This window comes from Pseudonocardia sp. Cha107L01 (assembly GCF_052566575.1).
The window spans coordinates 6,601,563-6,628,468 of the sequence record NZ_CP199579.1 but is presented as its reverse complement, the minus strand read 5'-3'; the positions used below and the strand labels follow the sequence as shown (position 1 = coordinate 6,628,468).

General features: G+C 69.4%; 22 protein-coding genes and 1 pseudogene. 7 read left to right on the top strand and 16 right to left on the bottom strand.

The features are described from left to right. Positions 1–49: 49 nt before the first annotated feature. Positions 50–2,020 (top strand): APC family permease, encoded by a 1,971-nt coding sequence (locus tag ACTXG6_RS31215; protein WP_445182988.1) that lies wholly within the window; start codon positions 50–52, stop codon positions 2,018–2,020. On the opposite strand, the gene ACTXG6_RS31210 is transcribed toward ACTXG6_RS31215, so the two are convergent. The 7 genes and pseudogenes from ACTXG6_RS31210 to ACTXG6_RS31180 all read right to left on the bottom strand — a co-directional run bounded on the left by ACTXG6_RS31210 (position 1,974) and on the right by ACTXG6_RS31180 (position 9,929). Further along, positions 1,974–2,654, bottom strand: a complete 681-nt coding sequence (locus ACTXG6_RS31210; protein WP_445190144.1) for a hypothetical protein — start codon at positions 2,652–2,654, stop codon at positions 1,974–1,976. The two genes, ACTXG6_RS31215 and ACTXG6_RS31210, sit on opposite strands and share 47 nt — an antisense overlap. Beyond that, positions 2,573–2,950, bottom strand: a complete 378-nt coding sequence (locus ACTXG6_RS31205) for a dihydroxy-acid dehydratase domain-containing protein (protein WP_445182987.1) — start codon at positions 2,948–2,950, stop codon at positions 2,573–2,575. Before ACTXG6_RS31205 ends, ACTXG6_RS31210 begins: the two co-directional genes overlap by 82 nt. An 84-nt stretch (positions 2,951–3,034) precedes the next feature. Then, positions 3,035–3,146, bottom strand: a pseudogene (locus ACTXG6_RS31200) (dihydroxy-acid dehydratase domain-containing protein); the annotation flags it as partial. A 445-nt stretch (positions 3,147–3,591) separates the two neighbouring features. Then, on the bottom strand, positions 3,592–4,509 hold the full coding sequence (locus ACTXG6_RS31195; RefSeq protein WP_445182986.1) for a carbohydrate ABC transporter permease: 918 nt from the start codon (positions 4,507–4,509) through the stop codon (positions 3,592–3,594). Beyond that, positions 4,506–5,456, bottom strand: coding sequence for a carbohydrate ABC transporter permease (locus ACTXG6_RS31190; RefSeq protein ID WP_445182985.1), 951 nt, complete (start codon positions 5,454–5,456; stop codon positions 4,506–4,508). The genes ACTXG6_RS31195 and ACTXG6_RS31190 overlap by 4 nt, the downstream gene beginning before the upstream one ends. Further along, positions 5,453–6,853 carry an extracellular solute-binding protein gene (locus ACTXG6_RS31185; RefSeq protein ID WP_445182984.1) on the bottom strand — a complete coding sequence of 467 codons (1,401 nt, stop codon included), beginning with the start codon at positions 6,851–6,853 and terminating at the stop codon, positions 5,453–5,455. The genes ACTXG6_RS31190 and ACTXG6_RS31185 overlap by 4 nt, the downstream gene beginning before the upstream one ends. Before the next feature lie 31 nt (positions 6,854–6,884). Continuing rightward, entirely contained in the window at positions 6,885–9,929 is a 3,045-nt protein-coding gene (locus tag ACTXG6_RS31180; protein ID WP_445182983.1) for an alpha-mannosidase, read from the bottom strand. A gap of 153 nt (positions 9,930–10,082) precedes the next feature. Here ACTXG6_RS31180 and ACTXG6_RS31175 point away from each other — a divergent pair, with 153 nt between their 5' ends. From ACTXG6_RS31175 to ACTXG6_RS31165, 3 genes are all read left to right on the top strand, one after another. Next, entirely contained in the window at positions 10,083–11,237 is a 1,155-nt protein-coding gene (locus ACTXG6_RS31175) for a GntR family transcriptional regulator (RefSeq protein WP_445182982.1), read from the top strand. A 46-nt stretch (positions 11,238–11,283) separates the two neighbouring features. Then, positions 11,284–11,613: a type II toxin-antitoxin system death-on-curing family toxin gene (locus ACTXG6_RS31170; RefSeq protein ID WP_445182981.1), complete on the top strand. Its 330-nt coding sequence runs from the start codon at positions 11,284–11,286 to the stop codon at positions 11,611–11,613. A gap of 64 nt (positions 11,614–11,677) precedes the next feature. Continuing rightward, entirely contained in the window at positions 11,678–12,037 is a 360-nt protein-coding gene (locus ACTXG6_RS31165; protein ID WP_445182980.1) for an MmcQ/YjbR family DNA-binding protein, read from the top strand. 68 nt (positions 12,038–12,105) lie between these two features. Here the strand turns inward: ACTXG6_RS31165 and ACTXG6_RS31160 are convergent, their stop codons facing one another. From ACTXG6_RS31160 to ACTXG6_RS31125, 8 genes are all read right to left on the bottom strand, one after another. After that, a complete protein-coding gene (locus ACTXG6_RS31160; protein ID WP_445182979.1) occupies positions 12,106–13,080 on the bottom strand; it encodes a zinc-binding dehydrogenase in 975 nt (324 codons plus the stop codon). A 234-nt stretch (positions 13,081–13,314) separates the two neighbouring features. Continuing rightward, positions 13,315–14,178, bottom strand: a complete 864-nt coding sequence (locus tag ACTXG6_RS31155; RefSeq protein ID WP_445182978.1) for an NmrA family NAD(P)-binding protein — start codon at positions 14,176–14,178, stop codon at positions 13,315–13,317. Continuing rightward, a complete protein-coding gene (locus ACTXG6_RS31150; RefSeq protein WP_445182977.1) occupies positions 14,179–14,697 on the bottom strand; it encodes a hypothetical protein in 519 nt (172 codons plus the stop codon). It abuts the gene before it with no gap. Between the two features lie 30 nt (positions 14,698–14,727). Beyond that, a complete protein-coding gene (locus ACTXG6_RS31145) occupies positions 14,728–15,330 on the bottom strand; it encodes a CGNR zinc finger domain-containing protein (RefSeq protein ID WP_445182976.1) in 603 nt (200 codons plus the stop codon). 408 nt (positions 15,331–15,738) lie between these two features. Continuing rightward, entirely contained in the window at positions 15,739–17,355 is a 1,617-nt protein-coding gene (locus ACTXG6_RS31140) for a hypothetical protein (protein ID WP_445182975.1), read from the bottom strand. Between the two features lie 32 nt (positions 17,356–17,387). Continuing rightward, entirely contained in the window at positions 17,388–20,129 is a 2,742-nt protein-coding gene (locus ACTXG6_RS31135; protein ID WP_445182974.1) for a hypothetical protein, read from the bottom strand. Positions 20,130–20,735: 606 nt separating this feature from the next. After that, positions 20,736–21,437, bottom strand: a complete 702-nt coding sequence (locus ACTXG6_RS31130) for a DJ-1/PfpI family protein (RefSeq protein ID WP_445182973.1) — start codon at positions 21,435–21,437, stop codon at positions 20,736–20,738. Positions 21,438–21,478: 41 nt separating this feature from the next. Then, positions 21,479–21,943 (bottom strand): hypothetical protein, encoded by a 465-nt coding sequence (locus ACTXG6_RS31125; RefSeq protein ID WP_445182972.1) that lies wholly within the window; start codon positions 21,941–21,943, stop codon positions 21,479–21,481. 170 nt (positions 21,944–22,113) lie between these two features. Between ACTXG6_RS31125 and ACTXG6_RS31120 the strand changes: the two genes are divergently transcribed. From ACTXG6_RS31120 to ACTXG6_RS31110, 3 genes are all read left to right on the top strand, one after another. After that, positions 22,114–23,049: a GlxA family transcriptional regulator gene (locus ACTXG6_RS31120; RefSeq protein ID WP_445182971.1), complete on the top strand. Its 936-nt coding sequence runs from the start codon at positions 22,114–22,116 to the stop codon at positions 23,047–23,049. A 106-nt stretch (positions 23,050–23,155) separates the two neighbouring features. Beyond that, a complete protein-coding gene (locus ACTXG6_RS31115; protein WP_445182970.1) occupies positions 23,156–23,443 on the top strand; it encodes a hypothetical protein in 288 nt (95 codons plus the stop codon). A gap of 531 nt (positions 23,444–23,974) precedes the next feature. After that, entirely contained in the window at positions 23,975–25,246 is a 1,272-nt protein-coding gene (locus tag ACTXG6_RS31110) for an ABC transporter permease (protein ID WP_445182969.1), read from the top strand. A 458-nt stretch (positions 25,247–25,704) separates the two neighbouring features. Here ACTXG6_RS31110 and ACTXG6_RS31105 read toward each other — a convergent pair whose 3' ends face one another. Then, entirely contained in the window at positions 25,705–26,823 is a 1,119-nt protein-coding gene (locus ACTXG6_RS31105) for a tetratricopeptide repeat protein (RefSeq protein ID WP_445182968.1), read from the bottom strand. Positions 26,824–26,906 lie beyond the last annotated feature (83 nt).

The window sequence follows — 26,906 nt, the reverse complement described above, 5'->3', positions numbered from 1 at the left end:
AGGCGTCAAGACCACCGCGGCTGCCGGCCGCGGTTGTCACGCTGTCCGTGTGTTCGATGTTCTCAAGCGGGTGCTGGTCGGCCGGCCGCTACGCAGCGGCCGGCTCGGTGACACGCTGTTGCCGAAGTGGCTGGCCCTGCCGGTGTTCTGCAGCGACCCGATCTCGTCGGTGGCCTATGCCACCGAGCAGATCGTCCTCGTGCTCGCGGCGGGTGGGTTGGCCGCGTTGACGCTGGCGCCGTGGGTCGGGTTCGCGGTGGTGGTGCTGCTGGTGGTGGTGGTCGCCTCGTATCGCCAGACCTGCTACGCCTACCCCAACGGCGGCGGGGCCTATGTGGTCAGCAAGGTCAACCTCGGTGAGTCGGCCGCGCTTGCGGCGGCGAGTGCCCTGCTGGTCGACTACGTGATGACCGTCGCCGTCTCGATCGTGTCCGGGGTGGTGGCCATCACCTCGGCCATCCGGTCACTGCAACCGCACGCGGTGGCGCTCTCCGTCGGATTCGTGCTGCTGCTGGTGTTGGCCAACCTGCGGGGCACCAAGGAGTCCGGGCGGGCGTTCGCGGTACCCACCTACGGGTTCGTCGGACTGACCATGCTGATGTTCGTTGTCGCCGCGATCAAGGGGTTCACCGGGGGCCTGGCGCCGGCCGAGACCGCCTCCGCGCCGGTCGTGCAGACGGCCAGCTTCGGCGGGGTATTCACCCTGATTCTCCTGTTCAGAGCGTTCGCCTCCGGATGCACCGCACTGACCGGTGTCGAGGCGATCAGCAACGGCGTCCCCGCATTCCGCAAGCCAAAGAGCCGCAACGCCGCGCTCACGCTGACCATGATGGGCGCGCTGGCGATCACCATGTTCATCGGGATCACGGTGCTCGCCGTCGCGCTGCACGCCAGAGCCAGCCCGGACGGCAACCCCTCGGTGATCTCCCAGATCGCCGTCTCGGTGTTCGGGGGCGGGTCGCCGCTGTTCTACCTGTTCCAGGCCGCCACGGCCGGGATCCTCATCCTGGCCGCGAACACCGCGTTCAACGGCTTCCCGGTGCTGGCCTCCATCCTGGGGCGCGATCGGTATCTGCCCCGCCAGCTCTACAACCGCGGCGACCGCCTGGTCTTCTCCAACGGCATCCTGGTCCTCGCCGCGGCCGCCGCCGCTCTGATCATCGGCTTCGACGCGAACATCGACAAACTGATCCAGCTCTACATCATCGGTGTGTTCACCAGCTTCACCCTCAGCCAGTTCGGCATGGTGCGGCACTGGAACACCCAGCTCGCCGAGGTCACCGACCCCGCCGGGCGACACACGATCCGCCGCTCGCAGCTGATCAACCTCATCGGCGCGGTCGCCACCGCGATCGTGCTCGTCGTGGTGTTCGCCACCAAGATCGAACACGGCGCCTGGTTGGCCGTGGCCGCGATGATCGTGCTGTTCTTCCTGATGCGCGCGATCAACCGCTACTACGCCCGAGTCAGCGCCGAGGTCGCCCCCGACGAGACACCGCCGACGCTGCCGGTGACCATGCACGCGATCGTGCTCGTGTCCCGGCTGCACAAACCCGTGTTACGCGCGCTCGCCTTCGCCAAGGCAACCCGCCCCGACGTGCTCGAGGCACTCACGCTGGCCACCGACGAGCAGGAGACCCAAGAGCTCCGCGCCGCCTGGGAACAGCGCGGGATCAGTGTGTCGCTCAAGGTTCTCGAGGCGCCCCACCGCGACCTCCTCGGACCACTGATCAACTACATCCAACGGCTCCGCACCGAAAAGCCCCGGGCGGTCATCGCGGTCTACATCCCCGAGTACGTCACCAAGCGGTGGTGGCAGAACCTGCTGCACAACCAGAGCGCCCTCCGGATCAAGGGACGCCTGTTGTTCACGCCCGGAGTAGTTGTCATCAACGTGCCGTACCAACTCGGCGGCACCAGCCAAGGCTGGCTCGGTACCGACCGCCCACGGCACACCACCGATACCGACCCGGTCACCGCCGCGCTGGCCCCGTCCTATCCGACCTCGCCACGAGGTTAGTGGGGACATCCTCGGCCAGGTCAGCGTTCGGTGCGGGTACGCAGTAGTCGAAGTCGCATCCGTGGTCGGCCTGTAGGACGTGGTCCCGGAACAGCTTGCGGTACCCGTACTCGGATCGATGCGTCTCTGCCGTCGGCAGTGCGGCCCGGCGGCGCCGACGTTCGTTCTCGTCGACCAGTAGGTCGAGGCGGGCGGTCCGCACCGACAGGGAGATTCGGTCACCGTCGCGGACCAGGGCCAGCGGGCCGCCGATGGCGGCTTCAGGGGTGATGTGCAGGACGATCGTTCCGTATGCGGTGCCGCTCATCCGCGCATCGGAGAGCCGGACCATGTCGCGGACGCCCCGGGCGGCGAGCTTGGCGGGGATCGGTAGGTAGCCGGCTTCCGGCATACCGGTCGCGACGGGCCCGGCGTTCCGCAGGACGAGGAAGTCGTCGGGCTCGACGTCGAGGTCCGGGTCGTCGACCCGCGCGGCGAGGTCCTCGAGGGAGGTGAAGACGACCGCGCGGCCGGTCTTCTCGAACAGCGCCGGGTCGGCGGCGGAGCGTTTGATCAGCGCGCCTCGTGGGGCGAGAGAACCGCTGAGCCACAGCAGGCCGCCGGTCTTCTGGATCGGATCGTCGACCGGGTGCACGACCCGAGGGTCCGACCAGGGTGCGGGGCATCGAGGAGTTGGCCGAGCGTCTGGCCGGTGACCGTCATCGCGTCGAGCTCGAGAGAGTCTCGGAGTCGGTGCAGCAGCGCGGGCACCCCGCCGGAGGCGTGGAAGTCTTCCATGTAGTGCGAGCCGGTCGGTTTGAGCGCAACGAGGGTCGGTGTGTCGTCGCTGATCTGGTTGAGCTGGTGGGGGTCGATCGGGATGCCGAGGCGCCCCGCGATCGCGGTGAGGTGGATCAGCGCGTTGCTCGAGCCCCCGATCGCGAGCAGCACCCGCAGTGCATTCCGGATCGACGCGGGCCCAGAACCTGCGGCAGTCGGTGCAGGCGCCGGTGCGTTCACCGCGGTGGCGCCCGGTCATCATCGGGCCGGCGACCAGCTGAATCGCCGGTCTGCCGGCGCTGAACGCACCCATCAGCTGCGCGGGGACGGTTTTGTCGCAGCCACCGATGAGCACCACGGCGTCCATGGGCAATCCCTGCGCGTCGATGCCCACGATCATGTCAATCGGGGTGCGGGTTGTCGCCGGAGTCGTCGTGGGCGAGAGTTGATCGCACCTGTCCGATGGGAGCGACCCGATCGGCACTGAGGTGGGCGGGGACTTGCGGTAATGACCGACAGAACGCCGCCGGGCCCTGGCTCGGTCTGTGGTCGGGATGGAGCCGCGGCGGTCACAGTCGGTGACCGACAGATTGAATCAGGCTGCTAACCGGGGGGTGGATGCGTCGAGGTCGGCCTGAGTCCGGTTCCCGGCGGGAAAAACCGGACTGACGTTGGTCTCGGTGACGATCGACGCGCCAGGGCCGCCGCCGGGCCGCCCTGTCGGTGACGGGGCGTTACCGCCAGCGTAAAACTCTGCCCAAGTGTCACAGTTTCCACGACCAAGGATCTCTAGCCGCGGACCTCGGCCCAGCTCAGCCTTTGAGGCCGCCGCCGAAGGTGAACGCCCCACCCAGGCGCCGGGACACCACGAGGTAGAGCAGCACCGCCGGGAGCGCGTAGAGCATGGAGAACGCCGCGAGCTGGCCGTAGACCACCTCGGCGTACTGGCCGAAGAACGTGTAAACGCTGACCGAAGCCGGGAAGTTCTTCTCGTCCAGCAGCAGCACGAACGGGACGAAGAAGTTCCCCCACAGCCCGACGAAGGTGAACAGGGCGACCACCGCCAGGCCCGGCCACATCAGCGGCAGGACCACCCGGCGCAGCGCCTGCATCGCGGTGGCACCCTCCGTCCAGGCGGCCTCCTCCAGCTCGATCGGCACCGCGTCCATAAAGTTCTTGGCCAGCCAGATGGAGATCGGCAGCGACGTGGTGGCCATGAACAGGATGGTGCCGGTGAACGTGTCGATCAGGTTGACCTGCACGAACAAGCCGTAGACCGGCACCATGATCGCGGTGATCGGCAGCCCGGTCATGAACAGCACGGTGAGCAGGAACGGGCGCTTCAGCCGGGACCGGTAGCGGGAGAGCGGATAGGCCGCCAGCACCGAGCACACCAAGTTCAGCACGGTGGCGCCGCCGCAGAGGATGAGTCCGTTGCCCATCGGCCGGTAGGTGATGTCCTCGGTGAGGATGGCCCGGAAGTTCCCCAGCGTCCACGGGCTCGGCCAGGACAGCGACGGCCCCGCCCCGGCGTCGAAGGCGGCCAGCAGCAGCCACAGCATCGGCACGAGGTAGCAGGCCGCGATGAGCAGCAGCACGAGGTTGACCACACCGCGGCGGACCGGCGGCGAGGCAGTACTCCGCCTCCGGGCCACGGCGGTGCGCGCGCCGGCAACGGTCCCGGCCGCCGGGGTTGACCGTGCGGGGGAGAGCGGGACATGGGTGCTCATGGCTGGCTGTCCCCCAGACGCAGCGTGCGCAGGTAGACGAGGGAGAAGATGCCGCCGATGAACAGCAGGATCAGCGCCAGCGCGGTGCCGTAGCCGAGCTGGGAGAACTGGAAGGCCTGCTGGTAGGCGAACAGCGGCAGCGTCTCGCTCTTGTTGCTGGGCCCGCCCTTGGTCATCGTCCAGATCAGGCCGAACACCGACAGCGTCTGCAGCGTGATCAGCATCAGGTTCGTCGCGATCGAGCGGCGCACCATCGGCAGGATGACCGAGATCAGCTTGCGCCAGGTGCTGGCGCCGTCCATGACGGCCGCCTCCTCGATCTCCTTGGGTACCTCGGAGAGTGCGGCGGAGTAGACCAGCATGGAGAAGGCGGTGCCGCGCCAGATGTTGGCGATCGACACGGCGAGGATCGGTGTGCTGAACAGCAGGTCCTGCGGGGACAACCCGAGCGAGCCGAGGAAGTGGTTGAGCGAGCCGTCCACCCCGAAGAACGCCACCCAGATGTACCCCGCCACCACCTCGGGAAGCACCCAGGCCCCGATCACGATCGCGCTCACGACCGCACGCACGACACTGTTGCCGGCGCGCATGAGCAGCGCCAGCGCCATGCCGAGCACGTTCTGGCCGATGATCGCGGAGACCACCGTGAAGAACACCGTGTAGAGCAGCGACTGGCCGAACTCGACGCTGGTGAAGGCCCGGATGAAGTTGGCGAACCCGACGAACCTGGACCCGGAGGAACCGGTCAGCGCCATGTCGGTGAACGCCGACCAGACGCAGTAGAGGATCGGGCCGGCCAGGAACACCAGCAGCAGGACAACGGCCGGTGCCAACGGCATACCCCGCAGCAGGGTCACCGCCGCCGGGTTGCGGCGGCGGATACCCGTGCTGCCCGGAGCAGGGCTGGGACCAGACCCGCGGCGGGGCCCGGCCGCGACCGAGCTCACGACCCGGCCGCGGTCATCACCGCGTCGCCGGCGATGCCCTTCACCCGCTCGTCATACGTCTTGGCCGCGGTCGCCACGTCGGTCGTCCCGGTCATCACCGACTCCATGGCCACCTGGATCTCGGTGGAGATCCGGGGGTAGAGCGCGTACGCGGGCCGGTAGTGGGTGACCGGGACCAGCGAGGAGAAGAACCCGTTCGTCGGGTTGGCCGCGAGGTACCTCGGGTCCTTGGCCACGTCGGTGCGCACCGGGATCTGGGTGTTGACGATGTCGAACTTCACGTGGTGCTCGCGGTCACTGATCAGCTTGACGAACTCCCACGCCTTGTCCGGGTTCGCCGCGTTCTTCGGGATCGCCCAGGTCCAGCCGCCGGACATACTCACCCGGCCGGGAGCCTGCCCGGTCTGGGTGGGCATCGCCGCCGTGCCCAGCACGCTGTCCCACCGCGGCCACGGGCTGGCGTTGCCGGGCAGCCAGTTGTGCGAAACCCACGAGCCGTCCAGGTCGATCGCCAGCTGGCCCTTGGGCAACAGCTGCTGGGCGACCTTGTACTGGAAGTTCGGGTCCAGCGACTGCGCCGCGGTCGGGCCGAGTTGCTCGGTGTACACCCTGTTGACGAACTGCAGGGAGTCGGTGAAGCCCTTGCTGCCCAGCACCCACTTGCGCGAAGGCAGGTCGTAGAGGGTGTCCGCGGTGCCGTAGAGCAGCATCTCGAAGCCCTGGATCGAGGCCGCCTCGCCGACGCCCTTGCCCGAGAAGATGTTGAACGGGATGACCCCGGGCACCTTCGCCTTGATCGTGCGGGCGGCACTCAGCACGTCGTCCCAGGTCTTGGGCTGCCAGTCGGTGGGCAACCCGGCCTTGGCGAAGATCTCCTTGTTGAACCAGAGGCCCCGGGTGTCGGTGCCGTCCGGAACGCCGTAGGTCTTGCCGTCCAGCGCCTTGGCGGCGCCCTTGGCGGTCTCGCTGAACTGCTGCCAGTCCGGCCAGGCATTGAGCTGGTCGTCCAGCGGGCGCAGGTAGCCGGCCTCGATGTCGGAGTTGATCTGGAAGGTGTCCTCGTACACCAGGTCCGGGGAGGTGCGCGGCGAGCGCATCTGCAGCTGCAGCCTGGTGAGGTAGTCGCTGTCGGCGGCGGTGATCGGCTGCAGGTTCACCGTGATGCCGGGGTTGGCCTTCTCGAACTCGGTTTTCGCGGCGCCGAGGAACTCCTGGTAAACGGGTTCGCCGCCGATCTGTTTGTAGGTCACGGTGATCTTCGAGGTGTCCGGGCCGCTGTTCGAACCGCCGCCGCAGGCCGCAACGGCCACCGCGACCAGACCGGCCACCAGCGCGGCGAGCACCATCCGGTTCCCGCGGGTACGTCGTCGTGTCGGCTGCTCCGTGTGGGTTGCCATCTTCGCCTCCGTCAGTCCGACGTCCGTGTGCCTAGCCGACCGGGAATCGCAGCGTGAGGATCTGGAACGGCCGCAACGCCAGGTCCACGCCGCCACCGTCGAGCGGGGGCGCCGGTGTCTCCGAGCTGGGCAAGGGCCGCTCGAGCAGGTCGGTCACGGTCGCCGCGGTCGCCGGGAAACCGAGCTCGAGACGGGCCGCCGCGCGTGCCCCCAGCGCTTCGTAGAGGCGGACGACCACGTCGCCCGAGCCGTCGTCGGCCAGCTTCACCGCCGAGACCACCACACCGTCGTGGTCGATGCGGATCAGCGGCTCGACCACGGCGTCCCCTGCCACCCGACGCTCGGGCAGGTTGAGCCGGAGACCCTCCCGGGTGGCGTCGGCGAGGTCCGCCCCGGGGACGAGCGCGAAGCTCAGCCGGTGCACGCCCTGGTCGGTGTCCGGGTCGGGGAAGCGGGGCGCGCGCAGCAGGGACAGCCGCACCGTCGTGGTGGTGCCGCCGTCGGGGCGCACCGCGCGGGTGACGTCGTGGCCGTAGGTCGAGTCGTTCACCAGGGCGATGCCGTAGCCGGGCTCGGCCACGTGCAGGTAGCGGTGGGCGCAGATCTCGAACTTGGCGGCCTCCCAGCTGGTGTTCGTGTCGGTGGCCCGGTGCACGTACCCGAACTGGGTCTCCGCCGTCGAGCGCTCGGCCCGCACGTCCAGCGGGAACGCGACTTTGAGGAACGTCTCGGACTCGTGCCAGTCCACCTCGGTGCTGATGTCGACGCGCCCGGCGCCCGGGGCCAGGGAGATGACCTGGGTGGCCGACGACTCGCCGAACCGGCGCACCACCCGCACCGCCGCGGTACCGGGTTGGGCATCCCGCACCGGCTCGAGTGTGTCGAGATCGACGAGGTCGGAGACGGTCCGCCGGTAGGTGTGGTCGACGTCCCAGGCATCCCACTCGGCCGGCAGGTCCGGGTGGATCTGCAGCAGGTTGGCGGGGCTGCCGGGGGCGACGACCTCCCGGTCCGAGGCGAGGTCGACGACGGAGATGAGCAGGCCCCGGGCGTCCACCGCGGCGCGCAGGACTCCGTTGTCCAGGACGTACCCACCGTCGTCGGTCGCGGTGGGGGAGGCCTTCGGCGGCGCCTCGCGGACCGGTACCCCGCCCTGCGCGGGGACACCGTCCCTGGCGTGCGGCGCGGCGTTGAAGACCACCTCGGTGCGGGCGGACTCCGCTCCCTGGTCACTGCCCGCCAGCACCCGCTGGGCGGCGCCGATGATTGCCTCGAGCTCGGCGGCGAGCCGCTGGTAGGTGGCCCGGCTCTCGCGGTGCACCCAGGCGATGGACGAGCCGGGCAGGATGTCGTGGAACTGGTGGAGCAGGACGGTCTTCCAGATCCGGTCCAGCTCGTCGTACGGGTACGGGTGGCCGGCGCGTACCGCCGCGGTGGCCGACCACAGCTCGGCCTCGTACAGCAGGTGTTCGCTGCGCCGGTTTCCCTGCTTGTTCTTGGCCTGGCTGGTGTACGTCCCGCGGTGCAGCTCGAGGTACAGCTCGCCCACCCAGACGGGGGCGTCGGGGTAGTCCTCGTGGGCCTTGGCGAAGAACGTCGCGGGGTGCTCGATCTCCACCCGGGCCGAGCCCTCGAGGTCGCGCAGCCGCGCGGCCCTGGCCAGCATCTCCCGGGTCGGGCCGCCGCCGCCGTCGCCGTAGCCGAACGGCACCAGGGACCGGTTCGCCACACCCTTGTCGGCGAAGTTGCGCACCAGGTGCGCCATCTCGGCGCCGGACAGCTCGGAGTTGTAGGTGTCCACCGGCGGGAAGTGGGTGAACACGCGGGTGCCGTCCAGGCCCTCCCACCAGAACGTGTGGTGCGGGAACTTGTTGAACTGGCTCCAGGAGATCTTCTGCGTGAGGAACCAGCGCGACCGGGACAGGCGCACCAGCTGGGGGAGCGCCGCGCTGTAGCCGAACGAGTCGGGCAGCCAGACCTCGTTCGTCTCCACACCGAGCTTGTCGAGGAAGAAGCGCTTGCCGTGCACCAACTGGCGGGCCAGCGCTTCGCCGCCGGGCATGTTGGTGTCGGACTCCACCCACATGCCGCCCACCGGCACGAACTGCCCGGTCGCCACCTTCTTCCGCATCCGTTCCCACACATCGGGACGGTGCTGCTCCATCCACGCCCACTGCTGCGCCGAGGACATCGCGAACACGAAACCCGGGTCGTCGTCCATCAGGGAGGTGACGTTCGAGACCGTCCGGGCCACCTTGCGCACGGTCTCCCGCAGCGGCCACAGCCAGGCCGAGTCGATGTGGGCGTGGCCGACGGCGCTGACCCGGTGGGCGCTGGCCGCGGCCGGGGCGGCGAGCTGCGGGGCGAGCACGGCGCGGGCCGAGGCGGCGGTACCCGGGATGTCGTTGAGATCCAGTGCGCCGTCGAGCGCCTGTTCCAGCGCGCGCAGCAGGTTCCAGCGGCGCGGGTCACCGGTGCTCAGCTCGTGCATGAGCTGGGACAGCACCTCGACGTCCTGGACGAGGTCCCACACCTGCTCGTCGAACGCGGCCAGCACGACGCGGCGCACGCGGTATAGCGGCTCCTCCCCGGCGGTGAGCACGTCGCCGAGCCGCGTCCCGACGCCCTCGATGAGCGGGTTTGCCGCCGCCTCGACGTACAGGTCGACCGGCTCGCCGCCCTCGGCCCGGTCCGCGATGCGGAGCCAGGTGTTCTGCGGGTTCAGCCCCTTGACCGCGGTGCCGTCGGGACGGTGGACCAGGCCCTCGGCGGAGAAGCCGCTGCGGTCCGGGGTGAACCCGAGGTCGACCACGGCTTCCACCGCGCGCCCGGCCCAACCGGCCGGCACGGACCCGGTGAGGTGGAACCAGCTGGTGCCCCACGCCGGCCCCCACGGCTCGTCGGGACGGACCGGTCGGTACTCGGCGCCCAGGGCCTCGGCGACCGGTGGCGGCTCGCCCGGTGCGTGCCAGACCTGCACCGACAGTGGCACCGCGTCGCCGTGCACCGCTGGTCGCAGCCGTTCGCGCAGGATCCGCGCGATGCGGCGTTCGACGAGAGCACGGTCGTCGTGCATGCAGGCTCCTCGTTGAGGCCGTGGATGCTGGTGGGTGGGACCCGGTCGCGGGACGACCGCCTCCGTCGAGGTAGGACGCTAGATTCAACGCTTTAATGCGTCAATACTGCAAAGTGGTGCCGGCCGGACACTCGGCGGGAAGGGAGGGCGGCAGTGACATCTCCAGCGGAACGACCGGCCGCCGCGCCGCCGAAGCCACCGCCCGGGGTCGCCTTGTTCGAGTGGGTCAAGCAGGAGCTGATCGCCTCCATCGCCCGGGGCGAGTTCTCTCCGGACGAGCCGTTCACCACCCAGCGCGAGATCGTCGAGCGCTACGGGGTGTCCTCGACCACGGCGGTGCGGGCCTTGAACGAGCTGGTGGCCGGCGGTCTCGTCGTGCGTCGCCGGGGCCGGGGCACCTTCGTCACCGACCGCACCCTCCCGCACGTTCCGCAGGGGCAGCGGGTCATGACCTTCGTCAGCCCGGGCTCGGGCGGCGTGCACGAGTCCGAACTTCTCTCCGGGATGGCCGAGGAGAGCGCCGCCCTCGGGTACCGGCTGGCGATCGAGCACGCCCCGGACGTCGCGCGCGAGGAAGCGGTGCTGCGGCGGATGGCGGCGGGCGGTTCACAGGGCGTCATGCTGTTCCCGCATGATCACTCCACGGCGGCGGGCGCGGTGGACGAGCTGCAGCGGCTCGGGGTGGCGGTTGTCGTGGTCGACCGTTACTTCCCTGGTCTGCCGACCGATGCGGTGATCTTCGACGACTTCGCGATCGGCTACGAGGTCACCTCGGCGATGCTCGAGCGGGGGCACCGGCACCCGGCCATGCTGTGGAGCGAGTCCGACGCCACCAGCGTCCGGGACCGGTTGTCGGGCCACTACCGGGCACTGCACGATCGCGGGTTGCCCGAGCTGCCCGAGCGGTCGGCGCTGCGCGTCTACGACCCGCTCGACCCCACGGCCCGGCGCCAGCGCCTGCGCTCGATGCTGGAGTCACCGGAGCGCCTGACCGCCGTGATCTGCGGGAACGCCCCCACCCTCGAGCTGGCTGTGTCCGACCTGCTGGCCATGGAGGCGCGTTTTCTCGGCGCGGTGGAACTGGCCGCCATGGACCAGTTCCTCACCTTCGACATGTCTCCGCTTGCCGTGGTCTCCGCCCGACTGCCCGCGCGTGAGATGGGACGGCAGGCCGCGCGCCTGACCCACGACCGCATCGAAGGAGCTGGAACTCCGCGGCGGCACGTGGTCCTTCGAGCGCCCGTGCACGTGGCCGACCGGGGGCAGAACACCCTCGCCGTGGTTGGTGCCGAGGTAACACAGCGATGAGGTTGCTGGTATCACGATCGAGGATCTGTTCGAGATCGCGGTCGAAGTGGCCGGGGCGGACATGGTGGTGCGCGACTTCGGGTTGCTGGAGGCCGCGGCCGCTCGGCCGGCGGCGTCGGCGTTCGGGACCGACGCCTACCCGGACCTCCAGGTGAAGGCGGCGGCCTTGCTGCATTCGCTGGTGCGCAATCACGCGCTGGTCGACGGGAACAAGCGCTTGGCTTGGGCCGCGTGCCTCGTCTTTCTCGGGCTGAACGGGCAGCGGGTACGCGGGGCCACCGAGGACGAGCGGGTTGAGTTCGTGGTGTCCGTCGCGTCTGGTGACCTGCACGAGTTGGAGAAGATCGCGGACTGTCTGCGAGGCTGGTCCAGGTAGACGCTGCCGGCCGGATCCAACGGGCCGTCGCCACCGGTGGCCCGGCCTGTGATTATCTCGTTCCATGGGCGTTGAGATCACGCGGTTCCTGCGACTGGTGAAGGCTCTGCCGGGAGCTGAGCACAAGACGTCGACCCACTACACGGCGTTCAGCGTGCACGGCAAGAAGTTCGGCTACCTGTGGCCCCGCACCAGCACCGTGGGCCTGAAACAGACGATCTCCGAGCAGCTTGCCCTCGTGGCCGAACGGCCGGATGTGTTCGAGGTGCAGTTCACCACGGGTGGGTTCGGCTGGGTGGTCGTGCAGCTGGAGAAGATCGACCTGGACGAGCTCAGCGAACTTGTGCTCGAAGCCTGGCGGTTGTCAGCGCCCGAGCACCTGCTTGCCGAGCACCCGACGCCGACTGACCTGGTCGAGGCCTGAGCGAATGCCCCTCGGCGGGCTCCTGGTCGGGCCGGCCGCGGGCTGACCCTGCCGGAGGTATGGCCGGGTCAGGGGAGTAGCAGCGTCTTACCGAACACAGCTCGGCGCTCGATGGCGGTGTGCGCGTCGGCGGCCCGGGCGAGCGGGAACGTCTGACCGATCACGGGCCTGATGTGGTCCGCGGCCGCCTCGGCGAGTGCGAGCTCGGTGAGCCGCTTGAGGTCGGCTTCGGTGAGTTGTACGTCCGCGATCCCGCGCACGGTGACACCGCCGCGGTGGGCCCCCGCCGGGTCGACCGCCGCGAACTGCCCGCTCGGAGTCCCGTGCGCGGAGAACCGGCCGCGGGGCGCGATCGCCGCGAACGCGGCCTCGCCGACCCGCCCGCCGACGTTGTCGAGAATGACATCGGCACCCTGGCCGCCGAGCGCGGCCCGCGCCAGTTCAACCCAGTCGGGCGCCTCCAGGTCGATGACGAAGTCCGCGCCCAGCTCGCGGATCCGCCCGAGCTTGCCCTCGTCGCGGGCAAGGGCGACGACGCGGCGCGCACCGCGCGCACGCGCCAACTGCACAGACACGATGCCGAGCCCGCCACTCGCGCCGACCACCAGGACCGCGTCCCCGCTGCCGATCCGGGTGCCCTCGGCCAGGGCGAGCGCGGTGGGACCGTCGTGCAGCAGCGCCGCCGCCGTCACTAGCCCCATCTCGTCCGGCACCGTCGACAACCCCTCCACCGGGACGACGGCCTGCTCGGCGTACCCGCCGCGCTGGCCGGTGTGCGCGACCACGGCCCGCCCGACCCAGGCCGGATCGACGCCATCCCCGACGGCTCGCACCCTGCCTGCAACGGCGTTGCCGGGAACGTAGGGGGGTGTCACGTCGAAGTACTCACCGCCGCCGGTCCGACGGATCATGGTCTCGACCCACAGGACGTCCGCGGCCACGACGGCGATCACGGCCTCGCCCGGGCCCGCGACCGGGTCCGGCACCTCACGCGTCACCAATACCTCGGGTGCACCGAACCGCGTCACCATTGCTACCTGCACGTCGCCACGCTCTCCGTCGAATCGGTCGACCTCGCGAAGTCTCAGACCTCGAGCGCACCGGGGGTCGGCCGTGACAACGCTAGAACCTCAACGATTGTTGATGTCAAGTCCGAGGTCATGGGCTGTGTCAGGAAGGTCCGAGTGCGTCTTCGTTGATCGATCAGCATGTTCGGGCTGGCGCGCAATTTCTCGTCGCCTTAGGTGCGACGGCGCCAGGCGCCAGGCGCCCGGGGTCTACCGCGCCTGGAAGTCGGCTAGGTGCTCGCTGAGCCACTGGTCGACCGGACGGGGCGGTGCTCCGGTGAGCTCGCTGACCAGCGTTGTGCCGTCGGCGAGCCACTCCTCACGGATGGACTCGTCCACTCCGAGCAGGATCTCCACCACCAGCGGTGGGAGCCCCTCGGCGGTGAGGTGGGCTGCCTGTTGTTCCGGCGTGCGTTCCTCGTAGTGGACCTCTTTCCCGAGCAGGTCGCCGAGTCGTCGGGCCACGTCGTGCATGGAGAGCGCTTCGGGTCCGTCGAGGCGGTAGGACCGATGGGCGTGCTCACCCGGTCCATCGCGCAGTACCGAGTAGGCGGCGTCCGCGACGTCGCGGGTGTCGATCAGGTTGACGCGCCCGGAGGCGGCGGAGCCACCCCAGCTGTTGGTGGCCACGCTCGATGCCGCCCGGGCGAGAATGTCGGTGAACGTGGTCGGTCGGAGCAGAGTGGCTGGGAGTGCCAGTTTGGCGATTCGCTCCTCAATCGCGGTGTGCCAGTCGAAGACGATCATCCGCCGTTCGCCCGCGCCCGCGGCCGACAACTTGACCAGGTGTCCCACCGCCTCCTGATCGGCGGCCTCGATCAGGGCGATTTCGGCGTCGACCTGACTGGAGCTGCTTCCGAGGCCGAGGAACAGCTGGTCGAGTCCGCGCACGGCCGATCGGAGACTGCTCGGGTCGTCGAAGTCGAGTCGGCTGATCTGTACCTCGGCGCCCGCGAGACCCGTGGCTGCCTTGCCGGGGTCGCGGGTGAGGGCCCGCACCGGCACGCCATCCGCGATGAGGCGCCGAGCGAGCGCGCCTCCCACCCGCCCGGTGGGTCCCACTACACCGATCATTTAACTGTCTCCCTGAGATCTGAGTGATTGGGCCCGGTCGTTGACGTCATGGTTGATGGCCGCCGCGAGCTGTGGGATCAATCCGTCGTCGCTGAAGCGGTAGCCGAATTCGGCGTAGGCGGTCAGCTCTCGGTGAACCAGCTCTCCGAGAGGGCCCGGGTAGATGCGGCGGGCGAGCACGGCGGCCGCCCGGTACCGCGCCTTTTCGTGCGGCTCCATTCCCGCGGCATTTCCTTCGATCTTAGGGGCTGATGCGGTAAATAGCCGTATTGTCATCGTTGATTCGCCCTCGCTTTGTACCTCGTTCGTGGGCTCGGGAAGATCGTGTGCGCCGCCGGTGAGCAGTGCGGACGCCGTCGCGACGGTGTTCAGCGCCTCACGGAGCAGCGCGATCTGGCCGTTCTCGGCAACGAGGCGCCCCATGAACAGATGGTGGGCCTTTGCCGAGGAATTCCTTGAGCAGGGTTTTTGCGTCAGACATCTTTTCTCCATTATCCGGATGTCGCTCGTTGATGACATGAGGCTCGACGCGGAAGTCGAGCGGTGAGTTCAGCTGGACTGTTCGCGACGTCGAGCGCGGTGCGCTCGGGAGTTGACCTGGTTGCCGCAGGTAGCCGTGTCGTGCCACACCCTGCTGTTGTTCTTGGAGCGGTCGTAGAACGCGACGCCGCATCGCTGTTGGTGACAGAGCTTCAGTCGTCGGAACGAGTCCTGAGCGTGCGCACTCGCGGCTTCAACGGCGATTGCCGACGCCAGCCAGGACGCGCCCGAGCCGACCGGCTCGAGGTGGGCACCTGCCCTGGTGACGGCTATTGCGGCGGTGCCGGCGATCAGGGCGCCACCGCGAGCGTCCTCGGGTTCGCCGATCACCGATCGGAGGGCGTCCCGCACGGCGCGAAGGCGGGGTAGTTCTGCCGCTGTGACCACGAGGTGCGGATCGTCCGCTCCGAGCGACGCGCACCAGTGCGGCACGACCGCGTCGATCCAGTGTTGCGCCGTGTCCACCTGGCCGAGCAGGTCCACCAGCTCCGGCAGGTGATCGATGCCGATCGTGTTGGCGAGTTCCTGGCTGAGCACGAGCGGAGCCTCGGCGAGGCCAGTGCCGAACCGGCTGCTGGCCGGGTGGTCGAAGTCCGCGTGCTCATCGCTCATGGAAAGAAGCATACATGTTTTACTTCTTGCGTCGACGGAACTCTGCGTTGCCGTTCAGGCCGGCTGCACCACACGTCCTGGGGGATGGACGACATCGATCAGGCGAAGGGCACCGGTCACCTGTGCTGGTAGGGGACGTTTGTACAGAGAGCACCACGGCCAGTGATCCATGTTGTTCGCACCGCATTCCGGGCAGCGGCGGTCGCCACCCCGGGGCTGCGCGGTCCGGTGGTTCCGGTCGATCAAGTCCATAGATCTGGTGTCGATCTGGGCTGGCGGGCCGTTATGCCCACGCCCGGTGTGGGTGCCCCGGTGCATTCGATCGGGCGAAATATGGACTGGCCGGTCACGGTTTGCGACCAACCCCACCGGACCTGCGGCAACGTCGAGACCACCCGGACGATCAGCTCAGCCGCGGTGATTGGGGAGGCGGGCCTGGAGCTGACGCAGCTCGGCGAGGTTGTTCTGCAGCCCGGACAGTCGGGTGCTGCGCTGGCCACCGTTGTACTGGGCGGCGTCGGCGGCCGTGCGGGCTGTGTCGGCGGCCGCCCGCAGTCGCTGGTCGTTGATCACGGTGAAGTGGTCGCGCAACGTCCGGTGCACCGCGCGCAGCTGGGTCCGCAGGTCGTCGCCAACCCGGAAGTTCGCCTCGTCCGTCAGCTTGGACACCGCCATCCTGGCCTCGGCCTTGCCGCGTTCCTTGCTGTTCTTGGCGTCCTCCCAGAAGGTGAACACGCCTAGCAGAACCCCGGCCGCGACCGACCAGACGTTGATCAGGACCATCCCGGCGAGGCTGGTCAGCACGCCGACCATCAGGACGCCGCCGTACGACCCGCGCAGGCTGTTGACCGCCCGAGCCACCACGCCGCCCTTGCTGCTCTCCAACGGCGGCATCGGCTTGATCTGGCGCAGTGCCTCGTCGGGGTTGTTCACCCGTACGTCGGGCAGGGCCACCCCGATGTGCGAGCCGTCCGGATTGCCCGCCAACTGCGCGGCTACCTGGGCGGCCAGCTTGCGGGAGCGCTCCCTGGCCAGCTGGAAGTTGGCCTGCACGCTCTCCGCGACCCTGCCGCGCACCCAGGCGTCGAACTGGGGCCACTGCTTGACCGGGCTGGCCTTGAGGATCTCGGCTTCGGCGTCGACCATCACCGTCCGGAGCCGGTCCCGTAGGTCGAAGTCCACCTGCGCCATCAGCTCGGTCGCGCCGTCGCCGAGCGCGAGCTGCCAGTTCACCGACAGTTGTTGGCGCCGGTCCAGCTCGGCGACCGCGCGCTGTTGCCGATCCTGCGCCGAGCCGCCCGCGCTCTGCACCGTGTCCAGCTCGCCGTTCCAGCCCCTGCCCAGCTCCTCGGTCACCGCGCGGATCTCGGCGACCACCGAGTCACGCAGCGCCGGTTCGACATTGGTGCCGACGCGGTCGCGCAGGAAGTCGACGAGCTGCGGTACCCCGGAGGCCGCCGCAACCGACTCGTCACCGCGGCTGCCGCTCTCACCGAGCGCGGCCGAGACCGGGAACAGCGGGATGGGCGGCGCGTCGAGATTGGCCGCCTGCAGCCGACTCCGGTTGGCCCGCTGCACGTCGGCCCACCGGGGGAAGATATCGATTTTGGTGAGCACGCCGACCACGGCGAGGCCCTGCGCCCGGAGTCGAGCCAGCGCGTCCAGCTCCGGCTGGCCGTACTCGTGGCCGGCGTCGGTGACGAACAGCGCGACGTCGGCCGACCCCGGGTCCGGGGTCCGAGCCTGGTTCGGCCCCGGCCGGCCGCGGGCGTCCGTGAAGGTCGCTCCCGGCAGCCGGTTCGCCCGAACCTGGTCGAGGACCCGGGCCAGCGACGTGGCGCCCTGGCCGGGCTCCCCGACGAGCACGACGCGCATGCCTCGGCCGGCCAGCCGGGCACGCGCCCGGCTCAGCCGCTCGATCAGGTCGGGCCGGCCGGTGGCACCGACCAGCTGGTTGGCGTGATCGAGCAGGCTGGCCAGCTCGGCGCTACCGATCAGCTCGGCCTGCCGCGTCGTGACGGACACCTCGACGTCCTACTTCCTCGGTTGCGTCCGCGTCAGTGCTGAACGGCGGTGTGATCGGTGGTCGTGTGCGTGGCGTCGTGTGTCGCCGCCGGTGTGGCGGCGTGCGTCGGGTCCTGTGTGGTCAGGCCACTGCTCAGGCTGTGCGAGGTGGACGGCTCCAACCCACTGCTCGGATCCGTCGGGTGCAACGCCGCCGGGGCCGTGCTGTGTGTGGTCGGCACGCTGTGCGTGCCGGGCGCCGAGCTGTGCACCGCCCCCGGCGCAGTGCTGTGCGTTGTCGGCGTCGGGACGCTGTGTGTCGTCGGCGTCGAGACGTGGTCCGGCTGCACGGTCGTGGTGTGCGGCGAGTGGGTCGGGGCGCCGGTCGAGGGCGCGCCGTGGCCGGCGGTGGCGCCGGACGGGGACGAGCCGCCGAGGTCGGCCTGCGGGACCGCCGGGGCATTCGCCGCCGGTGCCTGGTGCTGCGCCGGCGCGCCGGTGTCCGGCTTCGGGACCGTGTCGCCGGGAGTGGGCTGCAAGCCGGGGTGCGTACTCGTACTGCCCGGTGTGCCGGTGCCGGGCAGCGTGCCGGTGTCGGCCTGTGGCGCGCCGGGGCCGTGCTCGCCGCCGGTGGAGCCGTTGCCGGTGCCCTGTGGGGTGGTGCCTTGTGGGGTGGTGCCCTGCGGGGTGGTGCCCTGCGGGGTGGTGCCACCCTGGTCATGGGTGCCACCCAGGTCGTTGCCGGACCCGGTCTGGGTGTTCTGCGGCGTGTTGCCGGTGCCCAGGCCGTTCTGGTCGTCGTGTTGACCGCGGCTCTGGTTGCCGCTCCGGTCGTCGGTGTGCCCGTTCGACTGGTTGGTGTGCTGGCTGGTCTGCTGGTCGCCGCCGAACAGGCCGCCGAAGAAGCCGCCACCCTGGTTCGACCCCAAGTCCTGGCTCGAGTCCTGGCTCGAATGCTGGCTCGAGTGGCCGCTGGGGTCCGAGCTGGACCGCGATCCGCTGTCGAGCTGGTGCGCCGGGTTCACCGTGGCGGCCTGCTGGACGCTGTGGCTGAGCGGCTCCGAGGCGGCATGCCCGGAGGAGTGCGGGCTGAACGGTGTGGCATTGACCGGAGCTACCGCTGCGGCGGCACTGACGGCGGACGGTGCGCTCTGCGCTGACGCGGAGCTGGTGTCGGCCGAGTTGCTGGACAACGACGAGGGGCTGCTGGAGTAGGTCGGGGCGGGCGAGGTGAACGAGGTGTTCTGCACGGTGGGGCCGTTGCCGATACCGCTGGCCGGCTGATTGTGCTGGTCCCCGACGTGGCCGCGCTGGACGCCGTAACCCCCTCGCCCAGTGTCGAAGCCACGGCTCAGGTCGGCTTGAACGTGCGTTCCGACCTCGTGCCCGGTCTGGTGCTGGTTGTCGGGCCGCGAGTCGCGGTAGTCGCGGCTGTCGTGCCCGCCGTCGCGCTGTCCGTCGCGGTAGTCGCGGTGTCCGCCGTCGCGGTTGTCGTGTCCGCCGCGGTTGTCGTGGTCGCTGTCGCGGTTGTCGCGGTCGCCGTCCCGGTAGTCGTGCCGGGATTCGCGGTCACCGTCGCGGAACTCGTGGCGCGCGTCGCGCAGGTCGCGCTGCCCCTCGTGGCGGTCCTCGCGTGCGTCCCGGAACTCGTGGCGTGCGTCGCGGAAGTCGCGGTCGGCCTCGTGCTGCTCGTGGCGGGCGTGCCGGAGGTCGTCGTCGGCGTCCCGCTCCTCGTGCTGTGCGTCGCGCACGTCGTGGCGCGCTTCGCGCAGGTGGCTGCGGGCCTCGCGGACCTCGTGGCCGTTGTCCGCGTGGCGGAGCTCCTCGCGGGCCTGGTGAACCTCGTGGCGTGCGTTGTGGAGGTCCTGGTCGGCGTCACGCTGCTCGGCCCTGGCCTCGCGGAAGTCGCGGCGTGCCTCGTGTTCCTCGCGGACCCCGTCACGGAAGTCCTCGCGGCCCTCGCGCACCTCGTGGCGCGCGTCGCGGAAGTGCTCGCGGGCCTCGTGCAGGTCGTGGTGCCCTTCGCGGTAGTCGTGGCGAGCGTCGCGGTCGTGGCCGTCGTGCCGGTCCCACTCACGGTGGTCGTGATCGCCGCGGTCGTGATCGCCGCGATCGTGGTCGTGGGTGCGGTGGTCGTGATTGTCGTGGTCCCGGTGGTCGTGGTCCCGGTGGTCACGGTCGTCCCAGCCGCGGTGGTCGTGCTCGCGGTTGTCCCAGCCGCGGTCGTCGTTCCAGCCGTGCCACTGGTTGTGCTCGCCCCAGTGATACCGGTTCTCCCAGCCGCGCCAGTCGTGGTCGCTGCTGTAGTGGTGGTTGCACCAGTCGCGGTACTGATCGTGGTGCCAGTGGGTGGGCTCGTGCCATCCGGGGGGCGGGTACCAGCCGTGCGGGGCCTCCCAGCCGTCCGGCGTCACCCAGCCGACACCGTGCACCCAGATCGGGCCGAAGTAGTCCGCGCCCGGCACCCAGCCGTGCCACTGCTCGTGGTTCTGGAAGTGGTCGCTGTTCTCCCAGCCGCGCCAGTCGTGGTCGCTGCTGTAGTGGCGGTCGCGCCAGTCGCTGTACTGGTCGTGGTCCCAGTGGGTCGGCTGGCTCCAGCCCGGCGGCTGGCTCCAGCCGTGCGGGGCCTCCCAGCCGCGCGGCACCACCCAGCCGACCTGGTGTGCCCAGATAGGGCCCGCGTAGTCGTGGCCCGGCACCCAGGCGCCCGCATCGTGACGGACATCCAGAACGGCCTGGTCGCCGCGCGTGACCTCGGAAGCCAGCCGGCTTGAGGTGATGAACTCGTCGGGCATGATGTGGACCCCTCCAGTAACTGGCCGGTACGCGGCGCTTAACCGGTTTAACGTGCCCCGTCTTCGGTTGGTTACATCGATCCTTAGGGCCGCCTCAGAATTGGCGAGGCGAGATCACCCACCTTTCGCCTGAGACCTGGCTCACACATTGCAGCGTGCGTCACGTCTTTCGGCGCGACGTCGTCCCGCTGCTGGAAGGCGAGAACGACCCTACCTGAGCAGCAGAAACATGCTGGAGACGACGAAGAGCGAGGGGAACCACCCACAAAACGGCCGAGATAATCGAAGCAGCCGGCGACCCGGACAGGATCGTCGCGCTCGTGTCGGAAGACGTGACGGGGTGGATCACGCCGTCTATTCCGGCCGAAATTATGGAAAGTGTCACGCATGGGCGGACAGCGGTGAATCAGGGACAACCAGTACATCCACGGGCTGGGGCGCAGTTAGACGAGGTGCTTGTCGATGAGGCTCCGTGCCGTGTCAACGAGGGTCGCCCGGGCCGGGCGAAGGTGCCAGCCGGGCCCCGCGCTCACCGGCCGCCTTGGGGCGCGTCATGGCCAGGATGTGCAGCTCGACGAGGTCACGGATATCGACGTCGACTGTCCCTCAGGCGGCACGGCCCCAGCCCTTCGTCGCCAGTTCCTCCGCGACGGCCGTCATCGCCTCGTTCACCTGCTCGCTGCCAGCGCGTGCCATGGCGGTGAGCTCGGGTCCGGCGGTCCGCGGTGTGCCGGCGTCGAAGGGTGGGGCCGGGGCGTACTCGAGCATCAGCTGGGTCATCTTGGCGACGTCCTCGCCCAGCAGTTTCGCGAGCACGACGAGGCCGAAGTCGAGGCCAGCGGTGACCCCGCCGCCGGTGATTCGGTTGCGGTCGACGACGACCCGGCCCTCGGCGTACTCCGCGCCGAACAGGGCGAGGACGTCGATGCCGGTCCAGTGGGTGGTCGCCCGATACCCGCGCAGCAGTCCGGCCGCGCCCAGGATCAGCGAGCCGCCGCATACGGAGGTCACGTACTGGGCCCGGGCACCGCGGTCGGCAAGGAACGCCAGAACCTCTTCGTCCGCGGCAACGGGCGCCTGACCCATGCCGCCGGGCACGAACAGCACGTCGAGATCCGTCGGGCAGTCCGCGAAGGTGGTCGTCGGGTGTACGGCGACGTCGAAGTCGGACCGCACCGGATCTGCCGTCTTCCACACCAGGTGGGCCTCGGTCGTGGTGGCGAACGCGGCGTGCGGTGCGATCAGGTCGAGCAGGGTGAGCCCGGGATAGAGCAGCATCGCGACCTTCGGTCGGGCCGGAGCGGTCATGGTGGTTCCTTTCGTGGTTTTAGCTTTGCAGGCATGGCCTGTCACGCGCCGGTGCTGGAGCCGGGCCGGACGATCATCAGGACGGTGACGGCGACCCAGAGCAGGTTGAACACGCCGGTGGCCATGGCGATCCGGGCTCCGGTGCTCGGACCGATCGGGGCCTGCGCGGCGAGCTCGGCCAGCGCGGTCCGCTGCCGGGGGAGTACCAGCAGGGCGAGCACACCCGCGGCGACCGAGGTGAGCCCGATCGAAAGGAGCACCCAGGTGTCGCCGGTGACGTGCATGGCGCCTGCGGTAGCGAACCCGAACACCGGCACCGCGATGCCGATCAGCGCGTAGACCCGGCAGATGCGGTACAGGGTGTGCAGCGATGCGGCGGCCGCACTGTCGCCGGGCGCCGCGGCCGCTCTGCGCAGCGCGGGCGCGAACCTGCTGGCCGCGACGGCCACCGGGCCCACCGTGAGGATCGCGACGAGCACGTGGACGGAGAGAAGGATCTTCGTCATGCATCCCTATCCTCGGGAACGGCCAGGACGGCACCGACGTTAACGATCAGCCGGCGACTCCAATAGTGGCGTTAATGCCACAATCCGCCGGATTCTCGCCAACACCGTTCCGGCAGTTCCACGCACTGATGAGCGTTGGTTGCCGGTCGGCGGCGGCGTACGTTATGGCCATGCACACGGTGGCCGTCCTCGCTCTCGACCAGGTCGTCCCGTTCGACCTGGCCACCCCGCTGGAGGTGTTCGGGCGGGTCCGCCTCCCGGACGGACGCCCGGGCTACCGCGTCCGTGTCTGCGCCGCCGGGTCCCCGGTGGACGCCGGGCTGTTCCGCATCGACGCGCCCTGGACCCTGAGCGCGCTCACCGAGGCCGACACGATCATCGTGCCCGGCCGATCCGTCCTGACACGGGTTCCGGCCGACATCCTGGACGCGTTGCGCACCGCGGCCGCCTCGGGTACCCGGATCGCGTCGATCTGCAGCGGCACCTTCACCCTCGCCGCGGCCGGGCTGCTCGACGGCCTGCGCGCGACCACGCACTGGGTGGCCGCCTCGGCGTTCGCGCAGCGGTACCCGGAGATCGAGCTCGACCCGGATGTGCTCTATGTCGACAACGGGCAGATCCTCACCTCGGCCGGTGCCGCCGCGGGCCTCGACCTGTGCCTGCACCTGATCCGGCGCGACTACGGCTCGGCCGTCGCCGCCGACGCCGCCCGCCTGTCGGTGATGCCGCTGGAACGCGAGGGTGGCCAGGCCCAGTTCATCGTCCACGAGCAGCCGCCGACCCCGAGAGGCTCGGTGCTGGAGCCGGTGCTGCGCTGGATGGAGGACAACGCGGCCCGCGAGCTGTCCCTGGAGGACATCGCCCGGCACAGCGGGATGAGCGCGCGCACACTGCTCCGGCGGTTCCGCGAGCAGACCGGGACCACACCACTGCAGTGGCTGCACCGCGCCCGTGTCCGACAGGCGCAGTTCCTGCTCGAAACCACGGCCCACCCGGTCGACCGGATCGCCGGTCAGGTCGGTTTCGGCTCGCCCACCGCGTTCCGCGACCGCTTCAAGCGGATCACCGGCGTCAGTCCGCAGACCTACCGCGGCGCATTCCAGTAGCCGACGGCCGTCGCTGCGCCGGATGGCCGATTGACCGCTGTCGCCCGCGCGAGGACTCTCATGCTCCTCGTTGACCGGTTGAGCATCGCGAGCGAGGGGCAGCACCATGGCATACGGGATCATCCATTTCTTTGCCGGTGGTACGCAGGAGCAGTACGACGCGACGTTGGCAGCCGTCCATACAGAAGCGGGCAGTTTGCCGAAGGGGCAGATCTTCCACGCCGCGGGTGCCTCAGAAGGCGGTTGGACGATCGTGGCGGTTCATGATTCACGGGAGAGCTGGGAGGCCTTCCGGGACGGGACACTTCTTCCTCGACTGGGGCAAGGCATCGAGGGCGGGTTCGCCGAACCTCCCACGGAGACAGGGTTCGACGCCTACAACGTCATGTCATAACAGCAGGTCGCGCGCCGGGCCGTCGGAACGGATGCCCGGCGCGCTGTCACACCGATCCTGTGGGTTCGACCAGGATCGTCGACGTTCCCCGGGCCCCGGCTGTCGGCTTCGGCCCGCGTCGTGGCACCCGGGCCCCGACCTCTCCCGCGTCACAAGCCGCGGCGACCCCGATGCGACCTGAGGTCAGCGAACGCCCCGGTGCGGTGACCCGCTGGACGTCCGTCAAATTCGGCCGCATCCTTGAGGTTCGTCGCGGGTGCGAGTGACCGAACTAGTGTTTTCCCTGGAACCGCCCCGGAATCGTTCCCTTTCAGGTTCTTTACAGGTTTCATCCAGACTGTTTGCAGCATCGGCTGGGATGGTGGTAAGAGCGCCGCCGTGGCCGGCTCGAATCAGTAGGATGAGGATCTAGAGGGTGCCGAGGTTAGGGACAATGACCGAGCTTGACGGAGCCGCCGGCTTTGCGCAATTCGGCGTGGCGGAACTCGCAGTGCGCCTCCAGAGCCCTATTTCGCGAGGGACAGCCCGCGCATGATTGTGCGAGACATTATCTCGATCGCCCTGCGCGGTCTGCGGTCGCACAAGCTGCGCTCCGGCCTGACCATGCTCGGGCTGATCATCGGCGTCGCCGCGGTCATCCTGCTCACCTCGCTCGGTCAAGGCCTGACGGCCTCGGTCAACGCCGCGGTCGAACCGATCGCGAACAGCATCACCATCGTGCCGAAGGTGTCGCCGATCCCGGGGGGCCCGTCGGCCAAGCCGCTCACCGACGACGACATGGCGGCGATCGCGAAACTGCCGCTGGTGGCCGACATGGTGCCGTCGGTGACCGGATCGACCGTCGGAGCCGCCGGCCAGGTGTCCAAGGCCGTGACGGCGTCCACCCCGGGGGCGCAGTACCTGTCCGGGTCGGTCACCGGAACCAGCTTCAACTACCTCTCCGCGCAGCAGAAGAAGCTGGCCTACGGATCGTTCTTCACCGAGGCGCAGGACAAGTCCGGGGCCAAGGTCGCGGTCCTGGGACCTCTGGTGGCGACCGCGCTGTACGGGCCGAGCCCACAGGCGGCGATCGGTCGGACACTGCGTCTCGACCATGCCCTGTTCAAGGTCATCGGGGTGATGCAGTCCTACGGCGCGGCCAGCGACAACGTCATCATCATGCCGGTCAAGGCCGCCCGGTCGGGCGTGTTCGGCAACGGCATCGGGGGTAACGAGCTCAGCTCGCTCACGGTCAAGGCCACCTCAACGGCTCAGGTGGCGGCCGCCAAGGCCCAGATCATCGAGGTCCTGCGCGAACAACACCACATCACCAACCCCGATTTCGACGACTTCCAGGCGCAGGACCTCGGATCTCGGCTGGCCACCTTCACCGGGCTGATCCAGCTGATCACCGGCGCCGTCCCGGCGGTCGCGGCCGTCTCGCTGCTGGTCGGTGGCATCGGCGTACTCAACATCATGCTCGTGTCGGTGACCGACCGGACCCGCGAGATCGGTACCCGCAAGGCCATCGGCGCGAGCGACTCGGCGATCCTGTCCCAGTTCGTCCTGGAGGCGATCACCCTGGCCGGGTTGGGTGGGCTGATCGGCGTCGGCTTGAGTGTCGGGCTGATCGTGGCGCTCAAGGAGGTGCTCGCGAGCCTCGGCGCCGGCGGTGGCTTCCTGAGCTCGTTCAGCCCGGTGCTGTCCATCACCCCCATCGCGGTCGCGTTCGGGATCAGTGTGGCCATCGGGCTGCTGGCCGGGGGCTACCCGGCCTGGCGAGCGGCGCGGCTGGAGCCCATCGAGGCGCTTCGTTTCGAGTGAGCGCCACTCCGAGTCGGGCGAGCACGGCGCGGCCGGCGGTGTGCGGGCCGGACCGCGTCGTCGAGTCCCACAGGTCCCGGTGGCCACCTAGCTGGACGTACGGCGGACCACACTTCCCCGAAGTTTCGTATCCAGAATCATTAAAGCATCGCTATAATTTGACCCTCAGTCAGAGACAGCACCGCCATGTCGCCCGACGTGGGGCCATCATGCCTTCTTGCAATCTAAGAACAGCTTTGTTTTAACTTTCCGGAAAAGGCTTGCTTATGCCGGCGATACACCTATCCCAGATGCTGACCACCCGTCAACGTGCGGAATACGCGGACGGGTGGCCGGGAGACAGTGACACAACAGCGGTGCTGTCGTCCGGACAACGGAGGCTGTAGGCGCTGGCACAAATGGGGGGTGCCAGCGCCGCGTACAACGAGCCCATGGCCTTCCGGCAGGCACCGCTGCGGTCATCTGCCCATCTTGCCGGCTTGATGCCGGGAGATGCCGTGTCGGAACAGGGTGGCCAGGTTGTTCACCGCTGTCGCCGCGGCCTCGGTGTGGCCGGAGTCGATGGCCTGACGGAATGCCGCGCGGGCGCCAACCACATCACCCTGCCCGTTGAGCAGGACCCCCAGGTTGAGCACCGCCTTCGGCGCCCACTCGGCGTGGCCCGAGTCGACGGCCCACTGATACGCCGTTCGGGCGCCGATCACATTGCCCTGGCCGGCGAGCAGGACCCCGAGGTTGAAGGCGGCCTTCGGTGCCTGCTCAGCGTGACCGGAGTCGACGCCGCGCTGATAGGCCGCACCGGCGGCCGCGACCAGCCCGAGCTGGGTGAGAGTGATTCCCAGGTTGACCGCCGCCCTCGGCGCCGCCTCGGCGTGACCGGAGCCCATGGCCCAGTGGAACGCCGCCCGGGCACCGACCAGATCGCCCTGCCTCTTGAGCATGACCCCCAGGTTGAGCGCCGCCCTCGGCCCCCACTCCAGGTCGCCGAGGTTGACGGCCCGCTGGTAGCTCGCCTGAGCGCCCGCCACGTCGCCCCGCGCGTTGAGCAGGTTCCCGAGGTTGTACGCCGCCTTCGGCGCCTGCTCGGTGTCGCCGGAGTTGGCGGCCCACTGATAGGCCGCCTGGGCACCCGTCACGTCCCGGTGCTCGGTGAGCAGGATCCCCAGGTTGAGCGCCGCTTTCGGGGCCCACTCCGGGTGGCCGGAGTTGATGGCCCGCTGATAGGCCGCCCGGGCACCCGCCACCTGACCGAGCTCCATGAGCACGTTTCCGAGGTTGAACGCCGCCTTCGGCGCCTGCCTGGCGATGGCACGCTGTTTCGCGGCCTTTGCGCGCCACGCCTTCACGGCCGGCACCGCAACGAGGGCCGACACAATCACGAGGGAGGCGATGGGGGACCAGCCGAGCACCACCGACAGCACGATCGCGCCGATGAACACGGCCAGAATCGGCTCGAGGTAGTCCGACGGATTTCGCTGACGGACCGCCTTCGCGGCATGGTTGACTCTCGACGCGCCCCACGACGAGGGCGACGCGGCATGCACAGTCATGGACGCCGCCCGCGCGATCAGATCCATAGTGGCTCTCCCTCAGCACTATTTGGATCGCGGCAACCGAGAGGCGTGTTACAGAGTGCGCCTCGGTCACCTGGAGCGATGCG